Here is a 13,128-nt window from a genome sequence, read left to right as displayed (position 1 = left end):
CGCGCCGGCCGCCCGCGGTAGGGGACGGGCGGTCGGCGACGGGCGTCAGCGCAGCGTCAGCTGGCGCGCGACGAGGCCCGCGCGGGCACGCCGCTCGTTCGCGTCGAGCGACCCCTCGACCGCGAGCGCCGCGTCGAGCCGCTCGCCGAGCGCCGCCACGGCCGCGTCGAGGTCCTCGAGCGACACCGACTGGTCGAGGTCCCACACGGGGACCAGGAGCCCGCACGAGCGGAACGCGCCGATGAACCGGCCCACCGAGCCGCCGTCGCCGAGGCCGGACTCGCGGCGCGCGTGCAGGCGCGCGAGCGCGTCGAGGAAGACCTGCTCGTCGTGCGGCTGGGCCCAGCGCAGGAAGTCCTTGTCGCCCATGTGCGCGCGGTAGGCCGCGTCGACCGAGGTGAGCCGCTCGGTCTGGATGACAGACTCGTTCATGCGGTCGAGCGCGTCGCGCACGTCCTCGGACTCGTCGATCCCCGACCCGACCCACCAGTCGAAGCCCTCGTGGACCGTGACCTCGAACGGCACGGTCAGGTCGAGGACGTCCTGGAGCCGAGGCCCGGGCTCGGGCAGCCGCGTCGCGGTCACGGGCGTGCCGGCGGGCAGCTCGGCCGCCTGGAGCAGCAGGTCGGCGAGGTCGCGCGACGCGTCGCCCGAGCCGGCGTTCTGCTGGAGCGCGACCATGAGCGTGCCGTCCGCGCGGTGCAGCGCCGGCCAGCCGAGCGGCAGGGCGGTCGCGACGACGACGTCGCGCGAGCCGTGCTCGGCGGTCGTGCGCGCGGTCCCCGTCGCCGACGGGACCACCTCACGCATCGCGACCCAGTCGGGCTCACCCGGCAGACCCTCGAAGGGACGCAGCACGAAGTCGACGGACGCTCTCTTGGCCATGGGCAGCGAGGGTAGCCGAGGCGACCGGGGCGCGCGGGGGCCCGCGGGACGGGCTCGGGGGACGCAGGAGGACGCGGGGCGGACGGTCCTTGCGCCGGACGGGGCCCGGGGTGCTTGGATCGACCCATGCACGAGCGCGCCGGAACCCCCGCCCTGCCCGAGGACCTCATCGACGTCGACGCGGTGGTCGGCGCGTACTACGACCGGGTGCCCGACGTGGACGACCCGGCGCAGCAGGTCGTGTTCGGCACCTCGGGGCACCGCGGGTCGTCGCTCGACGGCGCGTTCAACGAGGCGCACATCATCGCGATCACCGCGGCGATCGTGGAGTACCGCCGCTCGCAGGGCACCGACGGGCCCCTGTTCATCGGCCGCGACACCCACGCGCTGTCCGAGCCCGCGTGGCGCACCGCACTCGAGGTCCTGGCGGCCGCCGACGTCGACGTGCACGTCGACGCGCGCGACGGCTTCACGCCGACCCCCGCGGTGTCGCACGCGATCCTGCTGCACAACGGCGCGGGCACGGCGCAGGGCGTGCGCACGGGCGGGACGGGCGTCGGGTCGACCGGCGGCACGGGCCTCGCCGACGGGATCGTCGTCACGCCGTCGCACAACCCGCCGCGCGACGGCGGCTTCAAGTACAACCCGCCCCACGGCGGCCCCGCCGGCTCGGACGCGACCGGCTGGATCGCCGCGCGCGCCAACGAGCTCATGCGGCAGGGCGTCGGCAGCATCCGGCGGGTCCCGTTCGAGCGGGCCGTCGCCGCGCCGACGACGCACCGGCACGACTTCCTCTCGGCGTACGTCGACGACCTGCCGACCGTGCTCGACATCGACCTGATCCGCGCGAGCGGCGTCCGCATCGGCGCCGACCCGCTCGGCGGCGCCGCGGTGCACTACTGGGGCGAGATCGCCGAGCGGCACGGCCTGGACCTGACGGTCGTCAACCCCGAGGTGGACCCGCGCTGGTCGTTCATGACGCTCGACTGGGACGGCAAGATCCGGATGGACTGCTCGTCGCCGTCGGCGATGGCGTCGCTCGTGCAGGCCATGGCGGGCCGGGACGCGGACGGCACGACCCCGTTCGACGTCGCGACGGGCAACGACGCGGACGCCGACCGGCACGGCATCGTGACCCCCGACGCGGGCCTCATGAACCCGAACCACTACCTCGCCGTCGCGATCGACTACCTGTACGGCGGCGCTCGCCCGGGCTGGTCGCAGACGGCCGCGATCGGCAAGACGCTCGTGTCCTCGGCGCTGATCGACCGGGTCGCGGCCGCGCACGGGCGCGACCTCCTCGAGGTGCCGGTGGGCTTCAAGTGGTTCGTGCCGGGCCTGCTCGACGGCACCGTCGGCTTCGGCGGCGAGGAGTCGGCGGGCGCGTCGTTCCTGCGCCACGACGGGACGGTCTGGAGCACCGACAAGGACGGCATCCTGCTCGCGCTGCTCGCGTCGGAGATCACGGCCCGGACGGGCTCGTCGCCGTCGCAGCTGCACGCCCGGCTCGTCGAGCGCCACGGGGAGTCCTGGTACGCGCGGGTCGACGCACCGGCGACGCGCGAGCAGAAGTCGGCGCTCGCCGCCCTGCGCCCGGAGCAGGTGACCGCGACGACGCTCGCGGGCGAGGAGATCACCGCCCGGCTGACAGAGGCGCCCGGCAACGGCGCGTCGATCGGCGGCCTCAAGGTCACGACGCCCAACGCGTGGTTCGCGGCGCGCCCGTCGGGGACCGAGGACGTCTACAAGGTCTACGCGGAGTCGTTCGTCTCGGCCGAGCACCTCGCCGAGGTGCAGAGCGCTGCGCAGGAGCTCGTCACGCGGACGCTCGCGGGCTGACGCGGGTCACGCCGACCGGCGTCCCCCGGCGGCGAGCCACGCCGCGAAGTCCTCGGGCGGCAGGGGCCGCGACCACACGTACCCCTGCGCCGAGCGGCAGCCGACCGTCCGGAGCTCCGCGACGTGCGCGGGCGTCTCCACGCCCTCCGCGACGACCTCCAGGCCCAGCGACTCGCCGAGGCGTACGAGCGTCGTGACGATCGCGCGCGAGCGGACGTCGTCGAGCATGTCCGCGACGAAGCGGCGGTCGATCTTGATCATCGAGATCGGCAGCTCGATGATGCGCGTGAGCGGGCTGTAGCCCGTGCCGTAGTCGTCGGCGGCGAGCGCGATGCCGGCGTCGCGCAGCGTCGCGAGCTCGTCGAGCAGCGCGTCGCTCACCTCGTCGAGGTGCGTCTCGGTGAACTCGAGCACGAGCCGGTGCGGCGGCAGCCCGGTCTCGGCGAGCGCGTCGCGGACGACGTCGACGAACCCGGGGCGGTCGAGCTGCCGTGCCGAGACGTTGACATGCACCGCGGGCGCCTGCGCGTCGGGACGGTCGGCCGCTGCGGCGTCTGCGCCGGACCCCGCCGTCCCGCCGCCCGGGACCGGCCAGGCGGCCGCGAGCGCGCACGAGCGGCGCAGCACCCACGCGCCGAGCTCGGGCATGAGGCCCGCCTGCTCCGCGACGTCGAGCCACTCCCCCGGCGCGAGCAGGCCGCGCTCGGGGTGGTACCAGCGCACGAGCGCCTCGGCGGCGGTCGTCGCGCCCGTGCGCAGGTCGAGCACGGGCTGGAGGTGGACCTCGAGACCGCCGTGCGCGAGCGCGTGGCGCAGCTCGCGCTCGACGCGGACCGACCGCAGCGCCCGCTCGCGGTGCACGTCGGAGTAGACGACCGCGCGGCGCTTGCCCTCGGCCTTCGCCGCGTACATCGCGGCGTCGGCGTCGCGGAGGAGGTCCTCCGGCGTCGCCCCGCGCGCGCCGCGCACGATCCCGATGCTCGCGCCCACCGTGAAGGGCTGCGCCCCCACGAGCACGGGCCGCGACACCGCGTCGAGGACCGCGCGCGCGAGCTCGTCGGCGTCGTCCTCGCCGTCGGCGACGGGTCGCAGCAGGACGAACTCGTCGCCGCCGAGCCGCGCGGCGAGGTCCCCGGGTCGCAGGAGGGCCTGGAGGCGGTGCGCGACCTCGACGAGCACCTGGTCGCCGACGGTGTGGCCAGCGGAGTCGTTGACGTGCTTGAAGTCGTCGAGGTCGCAGAACAGCAGGAGCAGCCCGGGCCCGTCGTCGGGCAGCGTCTGCAGCGCGAGCCCGACCCGGTCGCGCAGCAGCACCCGGTTGGCCAGCCCGGTCAGGGAGTCCTGGAGCGCCTGCGCGGTGAGGCGCTCCTCGGCCTCGCGGCGCGCGGTGGCGTCCACGAGCTGGCCGACGAACATGTCGCGGCCGACGCTCTCGGGCAGCCGCGACAGCGCGACCTCGAGCCAGCGGTGCCCGTGGTGGGTGCGCAGCTGGACCTCACCGCGCCAGCCGTCGACCGAGCCGCGACGCACCGCCGCGACGACGCCGTGCAGGAGGTGCCGGTCGTGGTCCTCGAGCCGGCTCGTCCAGCACGCGCCGAGGAGGTCGTCCTCGGTGTCCTCGAGCAGCCGGGCGGTCACGACGTTGAGCTCGACGACGTCGAGCCCGCCCGCGACGTGCCCCACCCCGGTGTGGTCGGGCGCACCCGGGCAGCGCCGCAGCAGCATCATGCCGACGAGCGACTCGTTGAAGCCCTGCCGGAACAGCCGCTCGCTCGCGGCGAGGCCCTCGACGGTGATCCGGCGCGCGCTGACCGACACCGCGAGCGGGAGCGTCACGACCGCGAGCGTGAGCAGGTACGCCTGGACGAGGTGGCTCACCGACGGCGCACCGGGCGCGGCCTCGTGCGTGAACGGGCCGCTCCCGAGCGAGCTCGCGGTGGTCACGGCGACCGCGACGGCGAGCAGCTGCGACGCCGCGACGCGGGGCGGGAAGCGCAGCGCGCCCCAGACCAGGAAGGGCAGGACGACGAACGTGAGGGGCGCGCCCTGGTCGGGCCCGTAGGTCGCCGCGACCGCGACCGCGAGGGCCGCGGTCTGGATCCCGAGCTCGACGCGCCGCAGGCGCGCGCGGACCCGCGTGAGCCGGAGCCCGAACGGTGCGATGACGGCGATCGACGCCGCGTGGCTCAGCATCACGGTGCGCGCGGTCGACGTGAGGTCGGCGTAGCCCGAGAGCTCGACCGTCAGCCCGGCCACGAGGCCCATGACGGCCGCACCGGCGGCGACGGCACCGAAGAAGCGGACGACGTCCTCGATCGTGCCGAGCGACGGGCGGCGGCCGTCCCGGCGCAGGAGCCACGCGACCGTGAGCACCTCGAGCGTGTTCGCGAGGGCCATGCCCGCCGACGTCGCCAGGGGGCGCCCGCCGAAGCCGAGGTTCGCGGCGAAGGTCGTGACCAGGACCAGCCCGAGCACGAGCGGCAGCCGCCGGCGCGGGGCCCACGCCGCCGCGACGACGCCGAGCCCGGCTGCGGGCCACCACGGTGCGATCCGACCCGGGCTGCTGCCGAGGACGACGGCGAACGTGGCGAGCGCGAACGTCCCCACGGCGACGAGCACGAGGGTCAGGGGCCCGAACCGGAGGAGGCGGTCGACGACACCGCCCGGCGCGTCCGTGCCGGGGCCGTCCAGGACGGCCGGGAGGTCCTCCGCGAGCAGATGAGCGCCCGGCGGCGTCTGCTCGGCGGTCGTGACCATCGTGTGCCCTTCGTGCGGTGCGCGTCCGGAGCCGTCCATCATCGCGGGTCACCCGTCCGAGGGACAGGGCCGACCGGGTAAAACCCCGCGCCGGGCCGGTCACGTCGGACCCGACTGGCAGAATCGGCCGGTGATCCACACGTACGCGACCGTGCTCCGGCAGCCGGGTGCACTCGCGTTCTCCGCCGCGGGGGTCGCGGCACGCCTGCCGATGTCCATGGTCGGGCTCGGCATCGTCCTCATGGTCGAGCGGCTCTACGACTCGTACGCGCTCGCGGGCCAGGTGTCCGCGGCCAACGTCATCGCGCACGCGCTGTGCGCACCGCAGCTCGCCCGCCTCGTCGACCGGCGCGGGCAGGCGCGCATCATGCGCCCGGCCGTCACGCTCGCCGCGACGAGCCTGACGGCGCTCGTCGTGACCGCCGCGACGGGCGGACCCGTGCCGCTCCTCTTCGTGTTCGCCACGCTCGCGGGCGCGACGGTCGGCTCGATCGGTGCGCTCGTGCGCGCGCGCTGGTCGTTCGTCCTGACCGACCCGCGCCAGGTGCACACCGCGTACTCGCTCGAGTCCGCGCTCGACGAGCTCGTCTTCATCATCGGGCCCGTGGTCGTCACGCTCCTCGCGACGGGTGTCGCACCCGCCGCCGGGCTGGTCCTGCCGATCGTCGCGATGCTGGTCGGCGGCCACCTGTTCCTCGCGCTGCGCGCGACCGAGCCGCCGCCCACCGTCCGCGACCCCGGGGTGCGGCACGGGCACGTGCTCCGGTCGGGCGGGATGGTCGTCGTCGTCGCGGTGTTCGTGGCGGTCGGGGCGATCTTCGGGGCGACCGACGTCGCGACGGTCGCGTTCGCCGAGGCGGAGGGGTCGCCCGGTGCGGCGGGGGCGGTGCTCGCCGTCTTCGCGGCGGGGTCGATGCTCGCGGGGCTCGGGTACGGCGCCCGGCACTGGGCGAGCCCGCTGTGGCTGCGCTTCGCGACGAGCGTCGCCGCGCTGGCCGTCGGCGTCTCGCTGTTCTTCGTCGTGACGAGCCTGCCCGCGCTCGCCGCGGTGATGTTCGTGACGGGCTTCGCGATCGCGCCGTCGATCATCACGGGCAACGGGCTCGTCCAGCAGCTGGTCGAGCCGGGGCGGCTCACCGAGGGCCTGACGTGGGTCAGCACGTCGCTCGGCGTCGGCGTCGCGCTCGGGGCGTCGAGCGCGGGCGCCCTCATCGACGTCCAGGGGCCGCGGGGTGGGTTCCTCGTCGTGGTGGCGGGTGCGGGCCTCGCCGTCGTCGCGACGCTCGTCGCGCTGCCGACGCTGCGGACGCCCGCGCGGACGACGCCGGTGGCGCGACCCGCCTGAGTCCTCGCGGAGCGGGGCCGCGGGGGACGGGGCGGCGGCGGGGTAGGGCAGCGCGGCCGGGTCAGCGGGGGCCGAGCCGGCGCGCGAACGCCCGGGCCCGGCGGGCGGCGTCGTCTGCCGCGAGGAGCCGCTCGACGTCGGGCAGGTCGAGCGGGCGGCCGAGCAGGAAGCCCTGACCGTCGTCGCACGCGAGCGCGTGGAGGCGACGCAGCTGGACGCTGCTCTCGATCCCGGCGCCCACGACGCTCATCCCGAGCCCGTGCGCGACCTCGATCACGGCGGCCGCGAGGTCCGGGTGGTCGGCGAGCTCGGCGAACCGCCCGAGCTTGACGACGCTCACCGGGATGCGCGGCAGCAGGGCGAGGGCCGCGAACGACGAGCCGAAGTCGTCGACCGCGAGCTGCACGCCGATCCCGTCGAGCGCCGAGAGCACGTCGGCGAGCTCGGCGCCCTCGTTGAGCAGGGCCCGCTCGGGCACCTCGAGCCGCAGCTGGGAGGGCAGGAGGTCGTTCTCGGCGAGCACTGCTGCGACCTGCTCGACGAACCCGTCGGCGCGCAGCTGGCGGACGGTCACGTTGACGGCGATGGTCAGCGGGTCGGCGTCGTCGTCCGCGTCCCGCCTCCACCGCGCGAGCTGCGCGCACGCCGCGCGCAGGACCCAGCCGCCGATCCCCGCCATGAGGCCGCGGCGCTCGGCGAACGCGATGAAGTCCCGCGGGCCGAGCGTCCCGCGCTCGGGGTGGTCCCAGCGCAGGAGCGCCTCGAAGCCGAGCACCTGCTGGTCGACGAGCGACAGGAGCGGCTGGTAGACGAGCCGGAACTCGCCGTCGTCGAGCGCGCGGCGCAGGTCCGCGACGAGGGTCGCCGAGCTCACCTCGCCCTCGGCGTCGTCCCCGGAGACCCGGAACCGGTTCCGTCCGCCCTCCTTCGCTCGGTACATCGCCGCGTCGGCGTCGCGGAGCAGCTCCGACGCGGTGGTCCGCGGGTCCGCCGACAGGACGACGCCGACGCTCGCGGACACGCGCAGCGACAGCGGGCCGTCGACGACGGGCTCGGCGAGGACGCGCACGACGGTCTCCGCGAGGCGCCGGACGTCGTCGTCCTCGGTCACGCCCTCGCGAAGGATCACGAACTCGTCGCCGCCGAGGCGAGCGACGAGGTCCCGCGGGCGCGTGACGGACGTGAGCCGCGCGCTGAGCTCGGTGAGGACGCGGTCGCCGACGTCGTGGCCGTACGTGTCGTTGATCTCCTTGAAGTGGTCGACGTCCACGAAGCACAGCGCGAGGCGGGCCCCGCGACGGCCCGTGCGGCGCACGGCCCTGCCGAGACGGTCCATGAGGAGGTACCGGTTGGCCAGGCCCGTGACCGAGTCGTGCATCGCCTGGTGCGCGAGGGCGGCCTCGGCCTGCTTCGTCGCGGTGATGTCACGCGTCGAGGTGAGCACGCCGACGACGGCGCCTGTGCTGTCGCGGTCGGGCGAGACCGTCGTGTGGAACCAGGCCTCGGCTCCGTCGTCCGTGCCCGGCACCGAGAACTCGATCTCGTCGGGCTCGCCCGTGCGGAGCACGCGGCGCAGCGCCTCCTCCCACAGCGCGAGCGACGTGTCGCCCATGCCGATCTCGCGGTCGGTGCGGCCGATGAGCTCCTCGAGCGACGTCCCGCGGGACTGCTCGCCGGCGGGGTTGATGTACTGGTAGCGCAGCTCGCGGTCGTACTTGGCGATCGCGTCGGTGGAGGCGTCGAGCACCGCGCGGAGCTGGGACTCGACGCGGCGGAGCTCCGCGTTGGCGGCCTCGGTGGCGTCCGCCATGAGCGCCATCTCCTGCTCGGCGCGCACGAGCGACGTGATGTCGCGCGAGATGCCGTAGACGCCGACGACCTCCCCGGCCGCGTCCCGCAGCGGGAACGTCGACACCGAGACCCAGCTGTCGGGACGGTCGTGCCAGCGCTCGCGGACCTTCTGCTGCACGATCGGGCGGCCGGTGCGCATGACGCGCTGCTCGTCGTCGTACGACGCCGCCGCGTAGGCCTCCGCGTACAGGTCGAAGTCGTCGAGGCCGACCATCTCCTCGGGCGTGCGGCCGTGCTGCCGCGCGCAGCCGAGGCTCGCGCGGAGGTAGCGGCTCTCGCGGTCCTTGACGTACACGACCTCCTCGTCGCTGCCGAGCAGGTTGAGGACGAGGAGCCCGTCGACGTCGAGGGTCGTGGTGGCGGGGAGGGCGGTGGTGGTGGGGAGATCGGGGTCGATGCCGCCGGCCGGCGTGTCGTCGAGCGCGTGCCGCGGGTGCGGGGCGTCGCCGGTCCGCGGGTGCGGGGCGTCGCCGGTCCGCGGGGCCGTCGCCGAGTCGGCGGGCCGTCGGCGCCCTCCCCGCGCGCGGTCGGCCGGCGTGTCGGGACGAAGCTCGGCCGGGGTGCCAGCCCGGGTGCCGGTCGAGGGGTCGACCCGGGTGCTGGGCGCGGTGCCGGGAGCGAGGCCGTCGGCGTGCGGGCGCGGCGCAGCGGCGGCGGTGTCGACGAGGGGGTCGACCGCGTGCCGCTGGTCGCGTGGCAGCCGATGGCTCATCGTCGCGCCTGCTCACTTCTCGGGGTCGTCGCCGACAGTAGCGGCCGACACGCGCGGTCGTTCCGGGTCCGATGGGGCAATTCGGCCGGTCGGGTGCATGGATTCACCCGGTTCGCCGGGCTCGCGGCGTGAGCCGACCGCCAGGTGGGTCCGTGGGGCTGGTGCACTGGTCAGCGGCGCGTGGTCACGGTCCGGCAGCTCGCGCCTCACGCTCTCCCGGCCGCGCCCCGCCGGCCGCGCCCCGCCGGCAGGCTCAGCCGACCGTCGCGCCGAAGACGGTGCCGAGGCCGTAGGTGACGAGCGCGGCCCCGGCGCCCACCGCGAGCTGGCGCAGGGCACGGCTGAACGGTGGGCCGCCCGAGATGAGGCCGACCATCGCTCCCGTCAGGAGGAGTGCGAGCCCGACCGCGACGACGGCGACGACGAGCGCCACCGAGCCGTCGAGCCCGAGCAGGAACGGCAGCACGGGCACGGCGGCCCCGGAGCCGAAGAAGCAGAAGGACGAGACGGCCGCCCCGAGCGCCGAGCCGACGACGTCGTGCGGCTCGCCCGCGGTGCGCGAGTGGTGCGGCGACGGGGCGTGCAGCGCGCCGACGTCGGCGGCCTCGAGGTCGGCCAGGACCTCGTCGGCGCGACGCTGGGCGTCGTCGGCGGACATGCCGCGGGCGCGGTAGACGAGGCTGAGCTCGTTGGCGCTCACGTCGAGGTGCGGGAGGGCGGCCGCGGCTGCCGCGCTCGGGGCCGACGCCGCGAGGAGCTCGCGCTGCGACCGGACGGAGATGTACTCGCCCGCACCCATCGAGAGCGCCCCCGACAGCAGCCCGGCGAGTCCGGTCAGCAGCACCGTCGCGGTGGGCACCCCCGCGGCGGCGACGCCGATGACGATCGCGAGGTTCGACACGAGCCCGTCGTTCGCGCCGAAGACGGCGGCCCGGAACGTCCCGGACAGCTGGTTGCGTCCCCGGGTCGCGAGCGCGCGCACGACCTCCTCGTGGATCCGCTCGTCCGCGGCCATGGTGGGTGTCGCGTCGAGATCGGCCTCGTACGTCGCACGGGCCTCCGCGCGCTGCGCGAGCGCCAGCACGAAGACGGAGCCGAATCGCCGCGCGAGCCACGCCAGGATCCGGAACCGGATGTCGCCGCGACGCGGCTCGCCGACCTGGTCCCCGAGCAGCTGCTCCCAGTGCGCGGCGTGCCGCCCCTCGGCCTCGGCGAGGGCGAGCAGGATCTCGCGCTCCTCACCGTCGCGGTGCCGCGCGAGATCGCGGTAGACGGCCGCCTCGGCACGCTCGTCGGCGAGATGACGGCGCCAGCGGCGGAGGTCGGCGGGGGTGGGGCCTGTCACGGGACGAGCCTGCCACGAGCCTGCCGGTCGTCGGCGGGACAGGGGGGACGGGGGCGGGACGGGGCGGGACGGCGGCGGACCGACTTCCCTCCATCAGGGCCCGCGACCGCGGTCCGAGCGGGAGCCGTCGCGACTCGTGGCCGCAGTGGGCGTCGTCCGCCGTCGAGCGGGCCGGGTCGCCGTGAGCGACCGCCCCGCCCGGTCGGCGAAGGTCCAGCCTGACCGACCGAGTGCAGGCGCGACGGCGCGCGGAGCCGCGGCGCTGGTCCTGTCACGCGCGACCGACCCGGGCCCCTGCGCCTGGGCCTGGGCCTGGGCACGGGCCTGGGCCTGTCCCTGCGCCTGCGCCTGCGCGAGGGCCTCGGCCGTTCTGGCTGCGACCCGCCGTGCTGTGCGACGACCCTCCCCCGTCACCGGCTGCGATCCACGAGCCGCACGGCGGGCGGGCGTGATGGTGACCCCCGTCCGGTGGACGTGGTCGTGGTGGTGCCAGCAGAGCAGGATCGCGTTGTCGACCGAGGTGACGCCGCCGTCGGCCCAGTGGTGCGGGTGGTGGACGTCGCAGCGGGCCGGTGGTTCGTGGCAGCCGGGGAAGGAGCAGTGCCGGTCCCGCGCGATGACGGCTCGTCGAAGGGGGCCTGTGACGGTGCGCGCCGACCGCCCGACGTCGAGCACCGCCGACGCCGGACCGAACACGATCCGCGTCACCTCGCTGTCGCACGCGAGCCGCCGCAGGAGCGTCGTCGGGACGGGCGTCCCGTCGTCGAAGGTCGCCGGCGGGGTGTCCGCGCGGGTCAGGCCGACCTCGGGCACCAGCCGGTCCAGGTCGACGTGCACGCTCAGGTGGGGGCGAACGGCAGCCCCGGCACCCGTGAGCCCGTGGTCCAGGACCGTCCGCGTCAACGACGTCAGCGCATGAGCCCTCCGCTGCGAGGACGTGCGGGTGTCGTCACCGCTCGGCGTGCCCGCTGCCGAGGCGAGGGCCGCCGCGAGCAGCTGACCGTGCTCCTCCGTGAGGAACCCCGCGAGGTGGTAGCCGCCCATCGTCCTCGCGACGTCGAGGAACTCGCGCTCGACGGCGTCGCGGAACCCTCGCTCGTCGGCGTCGGGGTCGGCAGCGGCCGACCACCGCCGGACCAGGCTGCGGAAAGGATCGGCGGCGAGCAGCGTCGCCTGGTCGAGCAGGAACCGCTCGCCGCACGCCGACGTCCTGTCCCGCAGCGCGTCCCGTCGCGCCTCGCTCGTCGCCGCGACGGTGGCGAGGACCCGCGCGTGCTCCAGAGGGACGGAGCCCCGCGTCACGGCCTCGGCCGTCGCCGCGAGCTCGTCGCGCAGCGCGCGGCCCAGGCGGACGTCCCGCCGCGCCGCTGCCGTCGAGCACCCGGTCCGCGACGCGAGCCACACGGGGAAGCTCCGCGCCCCGTCGAGCGCCCACCGGCCGTCGGCCTCGACCACGGGGAGGACACGCACCGCGACCCCGGTGATCCGGTCCGCGAGGCGGCGGAGTCCGACGTGGAGGTCGGCCGCGACGACGGCGTCGAGCGCCTCCGGGTCGACGTCCTCGACGAGCGCGTCGACCGCCCGGGCGAGGACGGAGAGGCGCGCACCGAGGTCCGCACGCCCGGTCGCCCCGTCCGTCGTCGTGCCCATGTGCGCCCCCTGCGAGCCCCGCGATCCCCTCGATGACAGGGATGACGCTACGACTTACCACTGACATGGAATTGCGCCGGGCAGCAATCACCCGTGAATCCTCGGATCGTCCCGCAACCCGGCTTTGCAGCCACCCATGAACGCCCTTTCGAAGGGCTGCATGAACTGTGGAGGAAATGCATTCTGGCGAATTGTGGACAGCCGCGACGGGCGCTGCGCTGCCAGTCCGGGTCAGCAGCCGCACGGCGGAGCGATCGAGCGCCACCGCCACGCGACCGCTGGGCACCAAGGCCCGCCCTCGAGCACCTGCCTACGACCTCAGGCGCCGACCCCGCCCCCGAGCACCGACCCCGCCCCCGAGCACCGGCCCCCCGACCTCAGGCCCCGGGGCCCGACCCAGGCGCCGTCCCCGACCTCAGGCGACGGGCCGCCAGCCGTGACGACCGCGCTCGTGGCGCTCGATCCCGTCGGCGAGCAGCGCGATCAGCGCAGCGGCGTCGGCCGGCGCGAGGCGTACGGTCGCCACGCACCTGCCCTGGCGCCAGGTGCTCAGCACCACGACGCCGTCGTCGTCGTGCCACGTCGCCTGGAGGCCGCGGTCGCCGCGGACGTCACGCAGCGCGACCGAGTCCACCAGCGCAGGAAGGCCCACGAGCTCGCCCATGACCCGACGATCCTCCCGTCCCTGCGCGATGTCCAGGGCCGGGCGGGCGACCGGGCCCGGGCAGGCGACCGGGCGGGGCG

Annotated in this window: 8 protein-coding genes; 2 read left to right on the top strand and 6 right to left on the bottom strand. The window is 75.6% G+C overall.

Features of this window, described 5'->3' with window-relative positions; genetic code table 11:
* Window positions 1–45: 45 nt before the first annotated feature.
* A complete protein-coding gene (locus tag IEV86_RS07380) occupies window positions 46–885 on the bottom strand; it encodes a DUF5926 family protein (RefSeq protein WP_043606518.1) in 840 nt (279 codons plus the stop codon).
* A 126-nt stretch (window positions 886–1,011) separates the two neighbouring features.
* On the opposite strand from IEV86_RS07380, the gene pgm reads away from it, so the two are divergent.
* The gene (gene pgm, locus IEV86_RS07375) at window positions 1,012–2,724 is read left to right on the top strand and encodes a phosphoglucomutase (alpha-D-glucose-1,6-bisphosphate-dependent) (protein WP_043606521.1); all 1,713 of its coding nucleotides are present in this window, start codon (window positions 1,012–1,014) and stop codon (window positions 2,722–2,724) included.
* Window positions 2,725–2,730: 6 nt separating this feature from the next.
* Here the strand turns inward: pgm and IEV86_RS07370 are convergent, their stop codons facing one another.
* A complete protein-coding gene (locus IEV86_RS07370; RefSeq protein ID WP_161784045.1) occupies window positions 2,731–5,481 on the bottom strand; it encodes a bifunctional diguanylate cyclase/phosphodiesterase in 2,751 nt (916 codons plus the stop codon).
* Window positions 5,482–5,611: 130 nt separating this feature from the next.
* On the opposite strand from IEV86_RS07370, the gene IEV86_RS07365 reads away from it, so the two are divergent.
* A complete protein-coding gene (locus tag IEV86_RS07365; RefSeq protein WP_052426194.1) occupies window positions 5,612–6,826 on the top strand; it encodes an MFS transporter in 1,215 nt (404 codons plus the stop codon).
* 61 nt (window positions 6,827–6,887) lie between these two features.
* Here IEV86_RS07365 and IEV86_RS07360 read toward each other — a convergent pair whose 3' ends face one another.
* The 4 genes from IEV86_RS07360 to IEV86_RS07345 all read right to left on the bottom strand — a co-directional run bounded on the left by IEV86_RS07360 (window position 6,888) and on the right by IEV86_RS07345 (window position 13,048).
* Window positions 6,888–9,389: a putative bifunctional diguanylate cyclase/phosphodiesterase gene (locus tag IEV86_RS07360; protein WP_043606524.1), complete on the bottom strand. Its 2,502-nt coding sequence runs from the start codon at window positions 9,387–9,389 to the stop codon at window positions 6,888–6,890.
* Between the two features lie 253 nt (window positions 9,390–9,642).
* Window positions 9,643–10,734 (bottom strand): VIT1/CCC1 transporter family protein, encoded by a 1,092-nt coding sequence (locus IEV86_RS07355; RefSeq protein WP_202595163.1) that lies wholly within the window; start codon window positions 10,732–10,734, stop codon window positions 9,643–9,645.
* A 93-nt stretch (window positions 10,735–10,827) separates the two neighbouring features.
* The gene (locus IEV86_RS07350; protein WP_043604530.1) at window positions 10,828–12,384 is read right to left on the bottom strand and encodes an HNH endonuclease signature motif containing protein; all 1,557 of its coding nucleotides are present in this window, start codon (window positions 12,382–12,384) and stop codon (window positions 10,828–10,830) included.
* A 415-nt stretch (window positions 12,385–12,799) separates the two neighbouring features.
* On the bottom strand, window positions 12,800–13,048 hold the full coding sequence (locus IEV86_RS07345) for a hypothetical protein (protein WP_052426026.1): 249 nt from the start codon (window positions 13,046–13,048) through the stop codon (window positions 12,800–12,802).
* Window positions 13,049–13,128: the final 80 nt, after the last annotated feature.

The organism is Cellulomonas carbonis, from assembly GCF_014636275.1.
Classification (GTDB): Bacteria; Actinomycetota; Actinomycetes; order Actinomycetales; family Cellulomonadaceae; genus Actinotalea; species Actinotalea carbonis.
This window is presented reverse-complemented; position numbering and strand designations above follow the sequence as displayed.

Bases quoted from the DNA above. Each gene is read 5' to 3' on its own strand.
- IEV86_RS07380 (WP_043606518.1), bottom strand. From the start codon at position 885: ATGGCCAAGAGAGCGTCCGTCGACTTCGTGCTGCGTCCCTTCGAGGGT.
- pgm (WP_043606521.1), top strand. From the start codon at position 1,012: ATGCACGAGCGCGCCGGAACCCCCGCCCTGCCCGAGGACCTCATCGAC.
- IEV86_RS07370 (WP_161784045.1), bottom strand. From the start codon at position 5,481: ATGGTCACGACCGCCGAGCAGACGCCGCCGGGCGCTCATCTGCTCGCG.
- IEV86_RS07360 (WP_043606524.1), bottom strand. From the start codon at position 9,389: ATGAGCCATCGGCTGCCACGCGACCAGCGGCACGCGGTCGACCCCCTC.
- IEV86_RS07350 (WP_043604530.1), bottom strand. From the start codon at position 12,384: ATGGGCACGACGACGGACGGGGCGACCGGGCGTGCGGACCTCGGTGCG.
- IEV86_RS07345 (WP_052426026.1), bottom strand. From the start codon at position 13,048: ATGGGCGAGCTCGTGGGCCTTCCTGCGCTGGTGGACTCGGTCGCGCTG.